The sequence below is a fragment of the Paenibacillus allorhizoplanae genome (assembly GCF_927798215.1).
Lineage (GTDB): Bacteria > Bacillota > Bacilli > Paenibacillales > NBRC-103111 > Paenibacillus_E > Paenibacillus_E allorhizoplanae.
In genome coordinates this window covers 53362-71322 of sequence record NZ_CAKMMW010000008.1, presented here as the reverse complement: position 1 = coordinate 71322, position 17961 = coordinate 53362, and the positions used below count along the sequence as shown (strand labels likewise).

Below are 17961 nucleotides of genomic sequence, written 5' to 3'. Positions count from 1 at the left end.
TCCGCCCATTCCGGTGATGCCTCCTTACCGTTATCAATGGATGCACTCGATCATGCTGTGGGTTTGACAAAACCTTAGACGCGAGTCGTCAAAAGTGTGGTGCGAGGCAGGGTTAGATGCCCTATAGCGTATTAAAGGATTTAATTATATGGTCTTTTTCCAAAGGCCTTATACTTAAGTACTTTAGTGAAAGGGTGAATTTATTTGTCATATCGCCAACGATTATCCTTATTAGTCTTTGTTGACTCTTTTATTGTCTTAACATCGATTTTTGTAAGCCGATTTCTATTGAGCGCAGATCTTCATGTCATAACATTACCTATGGTTGTCAGCTCAATTACACTGCTGCTAAGTCATCATGTGTTTTCATTTCGATACAAGCTTTATAAAAAAGCTTGGGAGCATGCGAGTATTGCAGAATTAATATTTATCATAAAAGCAGTTAGCTTTTCAATTGTTGTGGTTGCGTGTATTCAGGAAATCATGGCTCAGGATATTTCTTTTCGTTTGCTCGCTGTAACTTGGATGATTCACATTTTGCTCATTGGCGGATCTCGTTTCTGCTGGCGGCTATTTCGGAGTACCTATATTAAGAAAACAGGGAAGAAGCGAACTTTGGTTGTAGGGGCTGGTTCCGCAGGACTTATGGTTGCCAGGCAACTCATTAAGAACAACGATGCAGAGTTAGAGCCGGTTGCTTTTATTGATGATAATGCTCGCATTCACAATCTGGATATTCTAGGCATACCTGTTGTAGGCGGGATATCTCAGATTGAACGAACCGTGAAAGAAATGCAAATTGAGAATATCATCATTGCAATTCCTTCTCTAGGAAAACGGGATCTTAATAGTATCGTACAGGAATGCGCCAAAACGACAGCCAAAACGCAAACATTGCCAATGTTAGAGGATCTTGTAACAGGTAAGCTTTCGGTCAATCAATTCATGGACGTTCATGTTGAGGATCTATTGGGTAGGGAGCCCATCGAGCTCGATATCGCAAGTATTTCTGAGTTTGTTACCCACAAAGTGGTCTTGGTAACCGGTGCAGGAGGGTCCATTGGCTCTGAAATCTGCCGTCAGGTTTCTAAGTTCCAGCCTAGCAAGCTCATCTTACTAGGGCACGGAGAGAACAGTATTTATTCCATCGAAATGGAATTGAAGGACATATGTGAATACGCCCAAACGGAATTCATTACCGAAATTGCTGATATTCAGGACTCACGCAAAATGATGGCCGTTATGAATCGACATCGCCCTGATGTCGTGTACCATGCGGCAGCTCATAAGCATGTACCGCTGATGGAACGCAATCCCGAAGAAGCGGTTAAGAACAACGTGATTGGTACGATGAACGTCGCGATTGCAGCAAGCAAGTATGAAGTGAATACCTTCGTCATGATCTCCACGGATAAAGCTGTGAATCCAACGAGTGTTATGGGAGCCACGAAGCGAATGGCCGAGATGATTATTCAAGACATGGATAGAAGCAGCAATACGAAGTTCGTGGCCGTCCGATTCGGCAATGTGTTGGGAAGCAGAGGCAGTGTCATTCCAAGGTTCAAGCATCAAATTGAAAAAGGCGGTCCCGTATCGGTCACTCATCCGGATATGATTCGCTACTTCATGACGATTCCGGAAGCATCTCGACTCGTTATGCAAGCTGGTGCATTAGCTAAAGGGGGAGAAATTTTTGTCCTCGATATGGGTGAACCTGTGAAAATAGTCGATCTGGCCAAAAATCTAATCAAACTTTCAGGTAATTCGGTGGAAGATATCGGTATTGAATTTACTGGAATGAGACCCGGAGAAAAGCTTTATGAGGAGCTTTTGAAGGCAGATGAAATCGAAGAACAACAAGTATATCCGAAGATTTATATCGGCAAAACGGCGGACCTATTTATGGAGGAAATCAAAGAAACCATTTCCATTTACAACACATTAGATAAGGATAGCTTAAGAGAGCATTTGCTTAATATTGGAAACAGCAATGTTCTTCTTTTATCCAAGAAACTATCATCTGTAGGCTGAAAAGGAGCAATCATTTATGAAAGTTAGAAAAGCCATTATTCCAGCTGCTGGTCTGGGGACAAGATTCCTACCAGCAACGAAAGCAATGCCGAAGGAAATGCTGCCCATTGTTGATAAACCGACCATTCAATATATTGTTGAGGAAGCTATCGAATCAGGCATCGAAGATATTATTATTGTCACGGGTAAAGGGAAAAGAGCGATCGAAGATCACTTTGATAACTCCTTCGAGCTTGAGCAAAATTTATTAGAAAAGCAGAAGTTCGAGCTGCTATCGGAAGTGAAAAAGTCTTCGAATGTAGATATTCATTATATTCGCCAGAAGGAGCCTAAGGGCTTAGGGCATGCGATCTGGTGTGCACGTAAATTTATTGGCAATGAGCCATTCGCGGTATTGCTTGGGGATGACATTGTTCGAGCGGATAAGCCATGCTTGCAGCAATTGATGGAACAATATGAGTACCACGACGCATCCATTATAGGCGTGAAGCACGTACCAGACGAAGAGGTGTCCAGATACGGGATTGTGGATGGCTTTGAGTTAGAGAACCGACTACATAGTGTCAATCATCTTGTTGAGAAACCGCTCAAAGAATTAGCACCCTCTAATTTAGCGATTATGGGGCGATATATTCTAACACCCAAAATTTTTGAGATTCTCAATAATCAGCAACCAGGAGCTGGAGGCGAAATCCAGTTAACGGATGCGATCGCACAACTCAATCGGATCGAATCGGTGTATGCGTACGAATTTGAAGGTACCCGTTATGATGTTGGGGAGAAAATGGGCTTCATTCAAACAACGATCGAATATGCGTTGCAGCGTAAAGAGTTAAGATACGGTCTATTGAAATATCTTTCCGAACTTATGGAGAAAGAATTAATTAAATAGGTGATGCCACGATGTCTAGAAAAGTATTGTTTTGCGCAACGGTTGATTATCACTTTAGGGCTTTTCACCTGCCTTACTTGAAATGGTTCAAGGATCAGGGCTTCGAGGTTCATGTTGCGGCGAGTGGGAATATTGAGCTCCCTTATGTTGATGCTAAGTTTGATATTCCGATTCAGAGGTCGCCGCTCCACCGTACGAATCTAGATGCCTATGCATCACTGAAGTCCATCCTGGCTGCAAACAAGTATGATATCATCCATTGCCATACCCCAATGGGAGGTGTGCTGGCTCGTCTAGCCGCACGATCAGCCCGTAAGCAGGGGACGAAGGTTATTTATACCGCGCATGGCTTTCATTTTTGCCAAGGTGCGCCTTTGTTCCATTGGCTAGCCTATTATCCTTTAGAGAAATTCTTATCTTATTTTACAGATTGTTTGATCACAATTAATGAGGAAGATTACTTGCTTGCTAGGAAACATGGGTTCCGTGCGAATCAGATCGAACATGTGCATGGCGTTGGCGTTAATACAACACGCTTTCAACAGATCGACGAACTGCATAGAGCCGAAAGAAAAGTATCCATGGGTTATCAACCAGCGGATATTCTTTTATTTTATGCGGCAGAATTTAATCAGAATAAGAATCAGCAGCAGCTCATACGAGCATTAGCTCATATTCGCAATGAAGCGCCTCATGTCAAACTGTTGCTTGCTGGAGAAGGAGCGCTACAAGTGCAATGTCAAGAGCTTGCTAAAGAGCTTCAGGTTGCTCAACAAGTGGATTTTCTTGGTTATCGAAAAGATATAGATTACTTGCTTCCTATGTGTGATATTGCTGTTGCATCCAGTCTGCGTGAAGGTCTGCCCGTGAATATGATGGAAGCGATGGCCTGCGGACTCCCAATCGTTGCAAGTGACAACAGGGGGCACAGAGAACTTGTGCATGACGGTAATAATGGTTGGCTGATTTCTCCCCATGATCATATAAGAATGGCAGAGAAGCTTCTGCTCTTAGCTGGCGATAGGGAATTGCGAACCCAGTTAGGCTCGAATGGGAGACAAATGGTTGAGACCAAATACGCCATTGAGCAAGTGTTACATCAGAAAAGCGCAATATATTCTCGATTTATGGACGAAAAGGTGGAGGTCATGTGGGCGATGCAATAAGAATTCTGCATGTCGTTGTCAATATGAATAGGGGTGGAGCAGAGACCCTTTTAATGAATTTATATCGAAATGTAGATCGAACGAAGATTCAATTCGACTTTCTAACTTGCAAACCAGGAGCCTATGATTCGGAGATTACCGAGATGGGAGGGATTATTCATAGAATCCCCTACGTGTCGGATAGTGGACACGCGAAATATATCCAAGCCTTAGATCAATTCTTCGTTAATGCAAACTACAGGATTGTTCATGCTCATATGGATAAAATGAGTGGTTTTGTATTACGTTCGGCCAAGAAGGCGGATATTCCCATTCGCATTGCCCATAGTCACAATACAAGCAGTGAAGGCGGCGTAGCGGCTAAAGCTTATAAATGGTTTGCAGGTACATTCATCGCTTCCTGTGCCACTCATTTCCTGGCTTGCTCGAATATGGCAGCACAGTGGCTATTCGCTAATCAGCGAAGCAAAGTGATGTTGATGAAGAATGGGATTGAGAGTGAGCAATTTGCTTATTCGCCCTTGGTAAGAGAGGAAATAAGACGAGAACTGCAGCTTCCTCCTGAGGCATTCGTGCTCGGACATGTTGGCAGGTTCAACCATCAGAAGAACCACGCTTTTCTCATCGACGTATTTGCCCAATTGAATCGAGAGAAACCCAATACGATGCTTGTACTAGCAGGGGATGGACCACTCCGAGAAGAGATGGAGAGAAAAGTGAAGTCTCTTGCTTTGCAGCATAAAGTCAAATTTCTTGGTGTGCGTAGTGATATTGCACATTTACTTCAGGGACTAGATATGTTTGTATTTCCCTCTTTACATGAAGGCTTGCCGGTGACACTCATTGAGGCACAAGGTGCAGGACTACCTTGCATGATCTCGGATGAGATTACGCAGGAAGTGGATATGGGTATTCGATTGGTAGAGCGATTGCCGCTAGCTGATAAAGAGATTTGGGTTCATCAAATGAAGGTTGTGATGGCCAGAAACAAATCAAGACGCATACCTGCTTCATCTTTATCAAACCAGGGGTATGATATCCGCAATACGGCGGCTTGGACCGAAGGTTTTTATCTAGGTATTTCGAGGTGATGAGATGACCAAGCTTACTGTTTTTACACCAACATATAATCGTGCGTATTGTCTTCCGATCTGTTATGAGAATTTGAAAAAGCAAACCTCGAAAGATTTCGTATGGCTCATCATTGACGATGGCTCTACAGATGACACAGAGCAGGTAGTAGCTGCCTGGATCGCAGAAAATGCAATTCAGATCCGATACCACCGGCAGAATAATCAAGGAATGCATGGTGCGCACAATACAGCCTATCAATTGATTGATACAGAACTGAATGTATGTATTGATTCGGATGACTATATGCCACCGAATGCGGTAGAACACATTCTCACTTTCTGGAATGAACATGGCAGCGATCAGGTTAGCGGTATTATCGGGCTTGATTCCTTTACGGATGGGCGAATTATTGGCACTAATCTGCCAGTATCACTCAAGCGATCGACGCTTTTTGAGTTGTATAGTAAGCACGGCGTGACAGGTGATAAGAAGCTGGTGTATCGAAGCGAGTTAACACGAGCTTATCCGTACCCCATTTTCGAAAATGAGAAATATGTGGGTCTAGCTTACAAGTATTATAAGTTGGATCAACAGTATGAAATGCTTCTTTTGAACGAAGTACTCTGCTGTGTGGAATATTTACCTGATGGCTCTTCCATGAACATGTTGAGGCAGTATTTGAAAAATCCAAAAGGCTTCGCTTTTTATCGTAAAGAGCTTATGAAACTCCCCCTAGCAAGTGTAATGTTTAAATTTAAACAATCCATACACTTTGTATCCAGCAGCATAATGGCAGGTAATCGCAGATTCATGATGGAATCACCCGCTAAACTCCTCACATTGCTGGCTATCCCTTTTGGTATTCTACTTTATTGGTATGTAAGCAGGAAAACTAGGATCTCATAAGATTCGAAAGGAACCTCTCATGGCAATTATTTGGCTTAACTTAGTCGTTGTCTATATCGCATCTTACTTTTCCAGACACATAGCCAAGCCTGTTCCTACTGGGTATGGTCAGCTATGGATGAAGCCTAATCAATGGCTGACGGCTATTGTGATGGTAACTTTCGCATTGATAGCGGGACTTCGTAATAACATCGGCGATACGGTTTTTTATATTCACTCTTATAGGATTAGTAATTTTACTTGGGCAGAAGTCATGGCTGAGAAGGATATTGGCTTCGGCATTTTACAAATGATCTTGAAATCAATAACGGATAATCCCCAACCGCTCATTTTTATTACGGCATTAGTAACTAACGTACTTATTGTCTATGTCTTGTACAAGTATTCTAAACTTTTTGAATTAAGTGTGTATATCTACATAACATCAGGTCTCTATATCGTATCGATGAATGGAATTCGGCAATTTTTGGCTTCGGCTATTGTATTCGCAGCAACAAAATATTTATTCGAAGGAAACTGGAAAAAGTATTTCCTAGTTGTAGTGTTTGCCTCTTTTTTTCATGGAAGTGCCCTCATCCTGATTCCCATTTATTACATTGTCAGAAGAAAAGCTTGGACCTCCTCAACCATCGTGCTTCTCGCAGGTTCAGTCATTTTGATAGTTGGGTACAGTGTGATTTCGAATGCTATTTTCTCGGCTATTGCAGATACCCATTATAGTGAGTATCAGAATTTTCAAGAAGGCGGCGCCAACATCATTCGGGTAGCCATAAGTGCGGTGCCTCTGGTATTTGCCTTTTTGGGAAGACACAAACTTAGAGAGATATTTCCATATGGTGATTACGTTGTTAACATGTCGCTATTAAATTTCGTTGTTATGGCTATCGCGACACAAAATTGGATCTTTGCGCGTTTTACGATCTATTTTGGCTTATACAATGTGATCTTAATGTCATGGGTAATTAGTTTATTTGCTAAGAAACAGCAGAAATTAGTCTATTACTTGGTCATCGGTTTTTACTTCGTCTACTTCTATTATGAAAATGTTGTTACCTTGGACATTATTTACAAAAGCGATTTTCTAAAATTCTAACTATTAGTAGGAGGGTATCTGAATGTCGATTCTTGTAACAGGTGGAGCTGGCTATATTGGGAGTCACACGTGTGTGGAGTTATTGAATGCGGGGTACGAAATCGTAGTTGTTGATAATCTTAGCAATAGCAGTTCGGAATCATTAAGTCGAGTAAAAGAGCTAACGGGAAAGGACTTTGAGTTCTATCCAATTAATTTGTTGCATCGACAGGACTTGGAGAGCGTGTTTAAGCGGCATTCCATAGAAGCTGTGATTCATTTAGCTGGACTGAAGGCAGTCGGCGAGTCGGTTTCTTTGCCATTACGCTACTACCATAATAATATCTCTGGTTCAATTGTACTTTACGAGCTTATGCAGGAGCATGGAGTGAAGAACATCGTATTTAGTTCTTCGGCTACTGTGTATGGGACGTCTGGAAGTGTTCCAATTACAGAAGACTCTCCATTAGGCGCAACTAATGCCTATGGGCGAACAAAGCTGATGATCGAAGAGATGATGAGAGATCTTCATGTATCAGATCCAACTTGGAGTATCGCACTTCTGCGATATTTTAACCCAATTGGCGCACACAGCAGCGGACGTTTAGGTGAAGATCCCAATGGAATCCCTAATAATCTGATGCCCTATATCACGCAAGTAGCCGTAGGTGCGCTGAAGGAACTTCAGGTATATGGCAATGATTACGCAACATCAGACGGTACAGGTGTAAGAGATTATCTCCATGTGGTAGATCTAGCTCGCGGACATTTGAAAGCACTAGAGAAGGTCATCGCAACCACAGGGGTTGAGGCGTACAATCTGGGAACGGGACAAGGATATAGTGTATTGGAAATGGTCAAAGCTTTCGAACGCGTAACTGGAAGGAACGTTCCTTATAAGATAACTTCACGCAGGACTGGCGACATCGGTGTATGTTATTCAGACCCAACCAAAGCGGAACGAGAGTTAGGATGGATTGCATACAAGGGTATTGATGAGATGTGTCTGGATTCGTGGCGTTGGCAAACCTACAATCCACAGGGCTATCTAGCGGCGAATGAAGTGGCAGCAAATCTATGAATAAGCAGATTACGAACCAAACTACCCATCAATTCTGTCAAATCCGCTACATGGGGATGATCTTAAGGAGGAACAGTTTTGTCAATCGCTAGTGCATGGAATCTAAAGAGATTTCAAAGTTGGATGGCTCTGTTGCGCCAAGGAATGGTTGTGTCTACTTGGTCGATAAAGGTATTTCGATCTGACCATTTTATTTCAACAGAGCCACATTATCAACAATTAACCATTCCTAGTTTACAAGCTTCTGATGTAACGGATGTGCCCGCAGAATTTGTTGCTGATCCATTCATCATCCAGCATGAATCTGACTACTTTCTTTTCTTTGAAATTTTGAATAAGGCATCTGGTCAAGGGGAAATTGGCGTTGCTACAAGTACAGATGGAATGACATGGAAATATGGTCGTGTCGTGCTGCGTGAGAAATTCCATTTATCGTATCCACAAGTATTTAAACATAATAACGAATTCTTTATGCTGCCTGAAACTGCCGAATCGAATCGGGTAATTTTATATAAAGCCAAGAATTTCCCATTTGAATGGGAGGTACATTGCGATCTGTTGAAGGGCAATTACTTGGATCCATCCCTTGTGCAATATAATGGCAAGTGGTGGATGTTTACAGGGACGGAAGAAGACAATTTTCATGTGTTCTACTCGGATCATTTAGAAGGACCCTGGACGGAGCATCCTCAAAGTCCAATCATTTCAAATAACGATAAGATTAGTAGACCGGGAGGAAGACTCATTATTTCGGATGGATGTGTGCATAGATATACGCAAGCAGATTATCCACATTATGGTGAGTCAGTCCGAGTATTTAAAGTGAATAAGCTAACTGAGCAGGAATATGTAGAAGAAGAGGTTTCCCTTATTTTGAGTGGATCCAAGGAAGAGAAAGATTGGCGCAAGGATGGCATGCATCATATCGACCAACTTTTACTAAAGGATAATAAATGGCTAATTGCCGTAGATGGTCATACGTTTAAAAATATGAATTATATCCTTTGGAAGCTGGACCGAATGAAATCAAAGCTTTTTAGTCAAGTTTAATAGGAGTAGATCCATTATGAAAAGAGTGTTTGATCTCTGTGTAGCTATCTCATTATTACTGCTATTTCTACCGATTATTGGTATCGTTGCCCTTCTAATTAAGCTGAAGCTTGGATCACCGGTCATCTTTAAGCAGCAAAGACCAGGCTTACATGAAAAGCCAATCAACATATTAAAGCTGCGATCCATGACAGATGCTAGAGATAGTGAGGGTAATCTATTGCCGGATTCAATGAGATTGACTGCTTTTGGCAGTTTTCTTAGAAAATTCAGCCTGGATGAATTGTTACAATTGGTCAATGTGATCAAAGGTGATTTGAGTCTAGTTGGGCCAAGACCACTATTAATGGATTATTTATCCCTGTATTCCGAAGAACAAGCGAAGCGGCATCTTGTCCGACCTGGGATTACGGGGTGGGCGCAGGTGCACGGAAGAAATGCAATTTCGTGGGAAGAGAAATTTAAACTCGATATTTGGTACGTAGAGAATAGAAGCTTTATGTTGGATCTCAAAATATTGGTGTTAACGGTTGGCAAAGTCGTGAAATCAGAAGGCGTCAGTCATGGGAATCATGTAACGATGGAGAAATTCTCAGGATCAAATTTGTCATGAAGCGATGTGGACTTGTGTGAATATTGTTGTGATTGGCGAGGGTGGTCATAGCAAGGTTATTAGGGAAATTATTCGATCAAAGCAAGAAAATCAAATCGTAGCAATTCTAGATGATAAGTATACGGAACTCATATCCATAGATGGCTTGTATCAGGGGCCAGTCTCCTCAGCCCATCAATTGATTGAACTTGGTTATGAGTTGAAATGGGTGGTTGCTATTGGCAATAACGAACGAAGGAAGTCCATTTTTACGAAATTAGGTCTACCTCATGAGGACTACGCAACCCTGATCCATGAGACAGCCGTCATTAGTCCAAGTGCTTCTCTAGGTCATGGCTCTGTCATTATGGCTAATGCGGTTATTAATGCAGATGCCCATATTGGACACCATACCATTATTAATACGGGATCCATCGTTGAGCATGACTGTCGGATTGCGGACTATGTTCATCTTGCACCTAAGGCAACGTTGACAGGAGCTGTTGTGATCAAAGAAGGAAGCATGGTAGGGGCAGGAGCGACAATTATCCCTGGGAAACAGATTGGCGAATGGGCCACAGTTGGAGCTGGAGCTACGGTTATCCATGATATTCCCTCATATCGAACAGCAATTGGGACCCCAGCAATACTTATTCAAAAAAAGAGTGAATGAAAGGTGTGGTTAAATTTATGTTTACCAACAAAAAAAGAATCTATCTTTCTCCCCCACATATGAGTGGTAATGAAATGGCGTTTATCCAGGAGGCTTTTGATACAAATTGGATCGCTCCGCTAGGTCCGCATGTCGATGCCTTCGAGAAAGAGATAGCAAGCCATGTCGGCCTTGTTGATGCGGCAGCAGTTAGTTCGGGTACAGCGGCCATACACTTAGCATTGCGACTATTGGATGTTGCAGAAGGGGATACCGTCTTTTGTTCAAGTCTAACGTTTGTTGCTAGTGCGAATCCGATTGTTTACTTGGGAGCAACACCTGTATTTATTGATTCAGAGCCCGAGACCTGGAACATGTCTCCCCAAGCATTAGAACGTGCCTTATATGAAGCTGCGTTTAATGGGAAATTGCCCAAAGCGATCATTGTTGTGAATCTATATGGTCAAAGTGCCAAAATGGACGAAATCGTGGCCTTGTGTAAATTATTTCATGTCCCCATTATTGAAGACGCGGCAGAATCCTTAGGATCGACCTATAAGGGAAGAGCAAGCGGTTCATTTGGAAAGTTTGGCGTCTATTCCTTCAACGGGAATAAGATTATTTCCACATCAGGCGGCGGCATGTTGGTGTCGAACGATGTGGATGGGTTGAATAAAGCACGATTTCTAGCTACACAAGCACGAGATTATGCCCTGCATTATCAGCATAGTCAGATAGGTTACAACTATCGGATGAGCAATATATTGGCAGGAGTTGGCCGTGCTCAGCTTGCGGTTTTGGAAGAAAGAGTGATCGCTAGACGAGTTGTATTTGAACGCTATTATCACGCATTAGCCCATTTGCCAGGCATTCAATTTATGCCGGAGTTACCGAATACAAGGTCGAATCGTTGGTTGACAGCATTGACAGTCGATGCGAAAGAAGCCGGCGTATCCGTGGAGACATTAATAGAACTCCTGGCGGTAGAGAATATTGAGGCTCGTCTCGTTTGGAAGCCGCTGCATATGCAGCCTCTATTTGAAGGGATTGCTTATTATCCACATAGTGACAGCGACAATGTGTCAGAGCGATTATTCCAATCAGGCTTATGCCTGCCTTCGGGCTCTAGTATGACGGAAGAAGACCAAGATCGGGTCATTACCTGTATTCAGAAATCCATCCTTAAAGCCAAGAGTATCAGTGCTTAACGAATAGTTTGCCTACGAATTTTCGTCTATTTTCATACGATGATGAATCATTTTCTGAAATAGTGTTATTTTCATTTGTGCGTCCAGGCAATCCCGATAGAGGATATAGTTGTAGTCATGCATGAATTTATGGTACCTACGTATCACCTTTCTCCATACGTTTATCCAAAATGAAGTCATGGCATGATTCCTCCCTTCTGTACAAACGTATGAATAAATAGACAAATCTATTCAGTTATTCCTAAATACTGCCTTATTGTTCTTTATTGAGAATTGAGATTAGGGAGGTAATGCGAATGTGCGGAATTGTAGGATATATTGGTAGTCAGGATGCGAAGGAAATACTGGTCAAGGGACTAGAAAAGCTTGAATATCGAGGGTATGATTCTTCGGGTATTGCTATTCTAAACGAGAGCGGCTTACATCTGTATAAAGAAAAAGGTCGAATTGCGGCGCTTCGCGAAGTTATTGATTCGGAGCAAGGGGCGCGGATGGGAATTGGTCATACAAGATGGGCAACGCATGGCAAACCAAGTAAGCGCAATGCACATCCTCATCAAAGTCACAATGGTAGATTCACGGTCGTACATAATGGTGTGATTGAGAATTATCAAGAGCTGAAGGAGAATTCCCTTGCTCATATTCCATTCTCCAGTGATACGGACACGGAAGTCATTGTACAAAAGTTGGAGCAACTTGTGGAAAGTGGATTATCTGTCGAGGAGGCTTTTCGGCAATTGCTTCTAGCAATTAAAGGTTCATATGCTGTTGCTGTATTGGATAGTCAGGACACAGAAACCATTTATGTTGGCAAAAATAAAAGTCCTTTACTCATCGGGCTTGGATCCGATTTCCATGTTATTGCGAGCGATGCGATGGCGATGCTGCAGCTTACGAATCAATTCGTCGAATTATTGGATGAAGAGATGGTTATTCTTCGCCAGCATGCCAAAACAATTAAAAACTTAGATGGTGAAACGATTCAAAGAAGACCTTTTCAAGTAAAACTGGATGCCAGCGATATAGAGAAAGGTTTATACCCGCACTATATGCTCAAAGAGATTGACGAGCAGCCAGTGGTTATTCGCAAAGTAATCTCCAAATATCAGGATGGCCAAGGGGGGATCTTAATTGACCCGCAGTTGCGCGAACGTATGACTATGGCGGATCGCATCTATATCATTGCTTGTGGAACCAGTTATCACGCTGGTTTAGTTGGTAAGCAACTGATCGAGAAGATCGCTAACATCCCAGTTGAAGCACATATCGCTAGCGAGTTTCTGTATAACAGGTCTATCTTGTCCGCGAATCCGCTGTTTATCTTTATTTCACAAAGCGGGGAGACGGCAGATAGCCGGGGCGTATTGGTTGCGATTAAACAGATGGGGTATCCTACCGTTACGATTACTAACGTACCAGGATCGACACTATCTCGTGAAGCGGATTATACGTTATTGACGTATGCAGGACCTGAAATTGCCGTAGCTTCAACAAAAGCCTACACGGCACAAATTGCTGTATTAGCGTTGCTTGCCTTCGATAGTATAAGAGAGAAAGGTATGGAGCAGTTGTATGGTATTAACCCTTTTCATGAGCTGAGTATCGCCGCGAACGCTATGGAAATTATGATTAATAAGAAAGAGATGATGGAAGAGGTCGTTTGGCAATATCTCACTTCCTCACGAAATTGCTTCTTCATTGGCCGAGGTGTAGATTATTATATTGCATTAGAAGGTGCCTTAAAGCTGAAGGAGATCTCCTACATCCAAGCTGAAGGGTTCGCAGGCGGGGAACTCAAACATGGCACAATTGCCCTAGTTGAGGAGGGGACACCTGCCATTGCTCTCATTACACAGTCACATATTCGTGCGAATGTTCGGAGCAATGTGCAAGAAATCATGGCACGAGGTGCCAATGTGTGTATGATTACCATGGAAGGATCAGAGGAGAGAGGCGATCAAATTGTGCTGCCTGCGGTACATGAGTTGCTAACCCCTTTGGTGTCGGTGATTCCATTACAATTAATTTCTTATTATGCAGCTAAATATCGGGGCTGTGATATTGATAAGCCCAGAAATCTTGCCAAAAGTGTCACTGTGGAGTGATGATAACGATGATTGGTCACAATATATCGAGTATTCGTAAGCAAAGGGGGTATACATTGTCCGAGCTCTCGGAACGGACAGGTATTTCCAAGTCGTATTTAAGCAACATTGAGAGGAATTTGAAACAGAATCCTTCCATTCATGTTATCGAGAAAATTGCTTTGGTTCTCAAGGTTGATCTGAAAATACTTTTGAAAATTGCTGTAGAAGTGGAAACCAATCAGCAACTTGATCAAGAATGGATGGATTTTATTGCAGACTTGAAAAAATCAGGCATTAAAAAGGAACGGATCCATGAGTTGAAAATATTGATAGAGTTTATGAAGTGGCATAATGACAAAATAACGAGTGTCTGATGAGATCATTTGAACTTATTCATGAAGGGAAGTAAACACTAGCCCCTTAGGGGGCTAGTGTTGTTCTTTATTGGGAACAACATTTGTTCTTTAATAGGAATTCTGTTATACTAATAGGAGCAACTATTACATTTTAAAGGGAAGATCTAATATGATTGGTAAACGCGTACAACAATTAAGGAAAGAAAAGGGCCTGTCCCTCACAGAATTAGCTGAGCGGGCAGGTGTGGCCAAATCGTATATTAGCAGCCTAGAGCGAGACATCCAAAAGAATCCTTCTATCCAGTTTCTAGAGAAGATTGCAGCTGTACTGAAAGTGCCTGTCGACCGACTTATTGATGATCAAGAAGAGATAGCTGTAGGTGAGCGAGAGTTAGATGAGGAATGGTATGAAATTATTAAAGAAGCAATGACTTCTGGTGTAGATAAGCAGCAATTTCGGGAGTTTTTGGATTTCAATAAATGGAGAATGAAACGGCCTAACGATGAATAGCTAGCATTGCTATGTAAACTTATGGGGACATGCAAGGATCATTTTCATTTGTGATTTGTGTTAGTTTCTTGGGTTGGAAGGGGCTTCTTAAGAATGCGCGGATATCTTCCATGGTAAGTCCCATCTTACGAGCGCTCATAATAAGATTGATCCACTCTGCGTCATACTCTTCTATTTCCATTTGCTTTAGCATATTCACAACCGACCCCTCCAAAACTTTCTGTGTAAGATACGCTTTGTATCGTTATATGTATTATCGCATGTTTTTTCTCCGAAATCAATCCCGTTCACATTAAAATTATACAAACTGTATCATGAATCGAGGAGGGGATTATGTATTATTTTGTATGTGATACAAGTCTTTAGACCTAGTTAGGAGGCGGACGCAGCATGGACGATACCCCCTTAAGTCGCAGGTCATTCCTAAAGCATAGTCTATTGGCGGTTGGTTCTCTAGGGATATTAGCGGGGATGAGCGGTGTATATGGTATTTTCGGTGAGCCGAATTGGATCCAGACAACGACGGTCAAACTAGCATACAAGCGTTACCCAGCTTCGTTCGCGGGTATGCGAATCGTGCAATTCAGCGATACGCATATTAGCAAGTATTATGGCTTAGCTCATTTAACTAGATTGGCCCAGCTGCTGCAGCGACAAGAACCTGACATCCTTGTTTTTACTGGCGATTTATTTGATTCCAGACAAGGCGAAATATCGAATGACGTGATTCCAATTCTATCTCAGCTTCATGCGACGTATGGGAAATTTGCGGTACTAGGAAATCATGATCTGCGTATGGATGCGGCAAGAATAACGGAGGTATTGGAGCAATCTGGTTTTAAAGTACTCGTCAATGGAAGCCAGAGAATCAGCCGAGGAGATGAGAGTATTCATATCGTCGGTGTGGATGAGATGTTCCATGGTAAACCTAATCTACCACTCGCCCTAAAAGGGATAGACCAAGATGAATTCGTCCTCTTGCTCGCACATGAGCCTGATTTTGCCGACTTGGCTTCGAGCTACGCTGTCGATTTACAACTTTCCGGCCACAGTCATGGTGGGCAGATTCGTATCCCTTTCTATGGAAGTGTATTCACACCAGACCTAGGCCAGAAGTACTCGATAGGTTTGTATAACTTTGACGGAACGGAGTTCCATGTGTACACCAATCGCGGTATTGGTACGACCTTATTACCGATTCGATTCAATTGCCGACCCGAAATTACTGTATTCGTCCTGGAGACGAAGCTCATATAAACGTAAAACCTCCGCTGCTATGAGAATGAAGCAACGGAGGTTTTATTTGCTTAATAACAGAACCATTTTTTCCAAATATCCAGCGAACTAATAGCTTCATCCGATTCCCAGTCGACATCATTAAAATCTTGATGATTCCAGCTTGCCATAAAATCATTTAATTCGGCATTCAGTTCTGTGGGATTGTTGAAAAAATTTGTGAAAAAGTGATAAAAACTAGAAGGGCTACTTTGTAAATGATTGTCAGAGTTACTAGTACTTGATGATGCTGACGAATAGGCAGGAAACATAATTGCGCTAGAGAGTAGAAGGATGAAAGGTATTTTTAGGAATTTAAACATTCTTATGACCTCCCTTCTTGAATAGTAACTGAAATTGTTCTTTATTAAGAATTATACAGCAAATAATAGGTTTTGAGAACGGTGAAAGCATAGATCATTTCTTAAATTTATGATACAATATGTAACATAATAGATGAAAAGGGAGTGGTATGCCAATAATATGATAGCTCCACATATCAATAGATACATATCGTAACATATTCTATGAAACTAATTAAGGTCATGTGAGGTGCTACTCATGCAAGTTGTTCAACCAATTAGAGAACAAGAGAAGATTGAGCAAATTCAGGAAGTGTTGAAAGAACAATCGGTTCGTGACTGGCTGCTTTTCACAATTGGAATTAATTCAGGACTCCATCTTAGTGATATTCTCTATTTAAAAGTAAAAGATGTAACGGATCGAAATATTGTGAGTGTAAGAGAGGAGAAAACGGGGAAAGTAAAGACATTCCACCTTTCTTCGCAGCTGAAGGCTTATATTAAGGAATATGTCCAATATATGGATGAAGACAATTACTTATTTCCTTCCCAACGTACGGGTCACCCTATTAAGCGAATTCGTGTTTATCGGATTCTTAATCAGGCTGCAAAGCAGGTAGGCTTAACAGATATAGGTACGCATACCCTTCGTAAGACCTATGGCTATCATTACTACCTCAAAACGAGAAATGTCTCTGTACTTAGAGATTTGTTTAATCAGTCAGCACCATCCGTGACTTTAAAGTATATTGGTGTTAACAACTAATGGAAGGCTGAGCGTTGAGAGCAGCTAGTAATTACTCTAATGAACGCTCAGCCCTAACAAAAGCAATAAATCTTCTTGCTTCCTCGGCAGATAATCGTTTTCCATCCACTGTTAATGAAAACTTCTGTAGTATTCCCTCGTCTGTTAAATCGAGATTTTCGACAAAGTCCCGCACATCTTCGTCCAAGACCGTTTGTTGATGGTTCGTACGGCCTAGCAAATAATCAATAGAAACATTGAAAAAATTTGCAATCTTATTAATAGTTTCATAATCAGGTTCCCGGCGATTGGTCTCATAGTGAGACAGGGATGCTCTGGAAATACCTATTTTGACGGATAAGTCCTCTTGGGTTAGTCCTCTTTTTTCACGTAAGAGTGCAATTCGATCTCCGTATTTCAGCTTGATCAGTCCTCACTGTTCATAATCATTCAATTATTATATCCACTATCATTAACGAAATATACCAGAAGATAATTATAACAAAGCAGAGATTCATTTGACTAGATACAAAATGTATTTGAAATAATTAATAACCTCTTGATAAGTTACGAAATGTATCATATAATGAATATTATATACATATTGTAACAGGTTACGACATTTAGTCATACATTAAGGGGTGGGAATAGATGATTAATTATGAAAAAGTATTTTGTGTCGAATGCAATGCAATGATGGATAAGTGCTATGCCAAAAAAATTTTTAAGACAGGCTACTACCATACAACAATTCCATTGGCCCATTGTATGAAATGCGAGACTATGCAACCTATTTACTTTCCGAGCTATGTTGAAGGAATGGCTGTTGCGAGTTGGATTTGATCGGATAAGGCGGGAGCAACATGAGAGACATGAAATGGACTTGTGATCACCAATAAGCCACGTTCTCTTAGTTGGATAAGAGACGTGGCTTATTATTTGTTTTCTTTCTTGTATTTCT

General features: G+C 41.7%; 19 protein-coding genes. 16 read left to right on the top strand and 3 right to left on the bottom strand.

Annotated features, from left to right (window positions below; genetic code table 11):
- Window positions 1-204 precede the first annotated feature (204 nt).
- The 14 genes from L6I86_RS15340 to L6I86_RS15275 all read left to right on the top strand — a co-directional run bounded on the left by L6I86_RS15340 (window position 205) and on the right by L6I86_RS15275 (window position 14678).
- Window positions 205-2031, top strand: a complete 1827-nt coding sequence (locus L6I86_RS15340) for a polysaccharide biosynthesis protein (protein ID WP_236288397.1) — start codon at window positions 205-207, stop codon at window positions 2029-2031.
- Window positions 2032-2047: 16 nt separating this feature from the next.
- Entirely contained in the window at window positions 2048-2923 is an 876-nt protein-coding gene (gene galU, locus L6I86_RS15335; protein WP_056608942.1) for a UTP--glucose-1-phosphate uridylyltransferase GalU, read from the top strand.
- Between the two features lie 11 nt (window positions 2924-2934).
- Window positions 2935-4089, top strand: a complete 1155-nt coding sequence (locus tag L6I86_RS15330; RefSeq protein WP_236288395.1) for a glycosyltransferase family 4 protein — start codon at window positions 2935-2937, stop codon at window positions 4087-4089.
- Window positions 4074-5180: a glycosyltransferase family 1 protein gene (locus L6I86_RS15325; RefSeq protein ID WP_236288393.1), complete on the top strand. Its 1107-nt coding sequence runs from the start codon at window positions 4074-4076 to the stop codon at window positions 5178-5180. Before L6I86_RS15330 ends, L6I86_RS15325 begins: the two co-directional genes overlap by 16 nt.
- Before the next feature lie 4 nt (window positions 5181-5184).
- A complete protein-coding gene (locus L6I86_RS15320) occupies window positions 5185-6069 on the top strand; it encodes a glycosyltransferase family 2 protein (RefSeq protein ID WP_236288391.1) in 885 nt (294 codons plus the stop codon).
- A gap of 19 nt (window positions 6070-6088) precedes the next feature.
- Window positions 6089-7162 (top strand): EpsG family protein, encoded by a 1074-nt coding sequence (locus L6I86_RS15315; protein WP_236288389.1) that lies wholly within the window; start codon window positions 6089-6091, stop codon window positions 7160-7162.
- 22 nt (window positions 7163-7184) lie between these two features.
- A complete protein-coding gene (gene galE, locus L6I86_RS15310) occupies window positions 7185-8222 on the top strand; it encodes a UDP-glucose 4-epimerase GalE (RefSeq protein WP_236288387.1) in 1038 nt (345 codons plus the stop codon).
- 78 nt (window positions 8223-8300) lie between these two features.
- Entirely contained in the window at window positions 8301-9272 is a 972-nt protein-coding gene (locus L6I86_RS15305) for a glucosamine inositolphosphorylceramide transferase family protein (RefSeq protein ID WP_236288385.1), read from the top strand.
- 16 nt (window positions 9273-9288) lie between these two features.
- Complete coding sequence (locus tag L6I86_RS15300) at window positions 9289-9885, top strand: sugar transferase (RefSeq protein ID WP_236288382.1); 597 nt, start codon at window positions 9289-9291, stop codon at window positions 9883-9885.
- Window positions 9886-9901: 16 nt separating this feature from the next.
- Window positions 9902-10537, top strand: a complete 636-nt coding sequence (locus tag L6I86_RS15295) for an acetyltransferase (RefSeq protein WP_236288380.1) — start codon at window positions 9902-9904, stop codon at window positions 10535-10537.
- 17 nt (window positions 10538-10554) lie between these two features.
- Window positions 10555-11724 carry a DegT/DnrJ/EryC1/StrS family aminotransferase gene (locus L6I86_RS15290; RefSeq protein ID WP_236288378.1) on the top strand — a complete coding sequence of 390 codons (1170 nt, stop codon included), beginning with the start codon at window positions 10555-10557 and terminating at the stop codon, window positions 11722-11724.
- Between the two features lie 296 nt (window positions 11725-12020).
- On the top strand, window positions 12021-13829 hold the full coding sequence (glmS, locus tag L6I86_RS15285; RefSeq protein ID WP_236288376.1) for a glutamine--fructose-6-phosphate transaminase (isomerizing): 1809 nt from the start codon (window positions 12021-12023) through the stop codon (window positions 13827-13829).
- Window positions 13829-14185 (top strand): helix-turn-helix domain-containing protein, encoded by a 357-nt coding sequence (locus L6I86_RS15280; RefSeq protein ID WP_338113416.1) that lies wholly within the window; start codon window positions 13829-13831, stop codon window positions 14183-14185. Before glmS ends, L6I86_RS15280 begins: the two co-directional genes overlap by 1 nt.
- A 151-nt stretch (window positions 14186-14336) precedes the next feature.
- Entirely contained in the window at window positions 14337-14678 is a 342-nt protein-coding gene (locus L6I86_RS15275) for a helix-turn-helix domain-containing protein (RefSeq protein WP_056608967.1), read from the top strand.
- Window positions 14679-14697: 19 nt separating this feature from the next.
- On the opposite strand, the gene L6I86_RS15270 is transcribed toward L6I86_RS15275, so the two are convergent.
- The gene (locus L6I86_RS15270; protein WP_236288662.1) at window positions 14698-14871 is read right to left on the bottom strand and encodes an anti-repressor SinI family protein; all 174 of its coding nucleotides are present in this window, start codon (window positions 14869-14871) and stop codon (window positions 14698-14700) included.
- A gap of 197 nt (window positions 14872-15068) precedes the next feature.
- On the opposite strand from L6I86_RS15270, the gene L6I86_RS15265 reads away from it, so the two are divergent.
- The gene (locus L6I86_RS15265; protein WP_236288374.1) at window positions 15069-15935 is read left to right on the top strand and encodes a metallophosphoesterase; all 867 of its coding nucleotides are present in this window, start codon (window positions 15069-15071) and stop codon (window positions 15933-15935) included.
- 50 nt (window positions 15936-15985) lie between these two features.
- On the opposite strand, the gene L6I86_RS15260 is transcribed toward L6I86_RS15265, so the two are convergent.
- Complete coding sequence (locus L6I86_RS15260; RefSeq protein ID WP_236288372.1) at window positions 15986-16276, bottom strand: hypothetical protein; 291 nt, start codon at window positions 16274-16276, stop codon at window positions 15986-15988.
- Window positions 16277-16514: 238 nt separating this feature from the next.
- Here L6I86_RS15260 and L6I86_RS15255 point away from each other — a divergent pair, with 238 nt between their 5' ends.
- Window positions 16515-17021, top strand: a complete 507-nt coding sequence (locus L6I86_RS15255) for a tyrosine-type recombinase/integrase (protein WP_236288369.1) — start codon at window positions 16515-16517, stop codon at window positions 17019-17021.
- A 31-nt stretch (window positions 17022-17052) separates the two neighbouring features.
- Here L6I86_RS15255 and L6I86_RS15250 read toward each other — a convergent pair whose 3' ends face one another.
- Window positions 17053-17421, bottom strand: coding sequence for a helix-turn-helix domain-containing protein (locus L6I86_RS15250; RefSeq protein ID WP_082595196.1), 369 nt, complete (start codon window positions 17419-17421; stop codon window positions 17053-17055).
- Window positions 17422-17961: the final 540 nt, after the last annotated feature.

Excerpts from the sequence above, each read along its gene's own strand:
- glmS (WP_236288376.1), top strand. The coding sequence starts at position 12,021 with ATGTGCGGAATTGTAGGATATATTGGTAGTCAGGATGCGAAGGAAATA.
- L6I86_RS15300 (WP_236288382.1), top strand. The coding sequence starts at position 9,289 with ATGAAAAGAGTGTTTGATCTCTGTGTAGCTATCTCATTATTACTGCTA.
- L6I86_RS15280 (WP_338113416.1), top strand. The coding sequence starts at position 13,829 with ATGATAACGATGATTGGTCACAATATATCGAGTATTCGTAAGCAAAGG.
- L6I86_RS15315 (WP_236288389.1), top strand. The coding sequence starts at position 6,089 with ATGGCAATTATTTGGCTTAACTTAGTCGTTGTCTATATCGCATCTTAC.
- L6I86_RS15270 (WP_236288662.1), bottom strand. The coding sequence starts at position 14,871 with ATGCTAAAGCAAATGGAAATAGAAGAGTATGACGCAGAGTGGATCAAT.
- L6I86_RS15260 (WP_236288372.1), bottom strand. The coding sequence starts at position 16,276 with ATGTTTAAATTCCTAAAAATACCTTTCATCCTTCTACTCTCTAGCGCA.
- galE (WP_236288387.1), top strand. The coding sequence starts at position 7,185 with ATGTCGATTCTTGTAACAGGTGGAGCTGGCTATATTGGGAGTCACACG.
- galU (WP_056608942.1), top strand. The coding sequence starts at position 2,048 with ATGAAAGTTAGAAAAGCCATTATTCCAGCTGCTGGTCTGGGGACAAGA.
- L6I86_RS15320 (WP_236288391.1), top strand. The coding sequence starts at position 5,185 with ATGACCAAGCTTACTGTTTTTACACCAACATATAATCGTGCGTATTGT.
- L6I86_RS15290 (WP_236288378.1), top strand. The coding sequence starts at position 10,555 with ATGTTTACCAACAAAAAAAGAATCTATCTTTCTCCCCCACATATGAGT.
- L6I86_RS15265 (WP_236288374.1), top strand. The coding sequence starts at position 15,069 with ATGGACGATACCCCCTTAAGTCGCAGGTCATTCCTAAAGCATAGTCTA.
- L6I86_RS15275 (WP_056608967.1), top strand. The coding sequence starts at position 14,337 with ATGATTGGTAAACGCGTACAACAATTAAGGAAAGAAAAGGGCCTGTCC.
- L6I86_RS15330 (WP_236288395.1), top strand. The coding sequence starts at position 2,935 with ATGTCTAGAAAAGTATTGTTTTGCGCAACGGTTGATTATCACTTTAGG.
- L6I86_RS15255 (WP_236288369.1), top strand. The coding sequence starts at position 16,515 with ATGCAAGTTGTTCAACCAATTAGAGAACAAGAGAAGATTGAGCAAATT.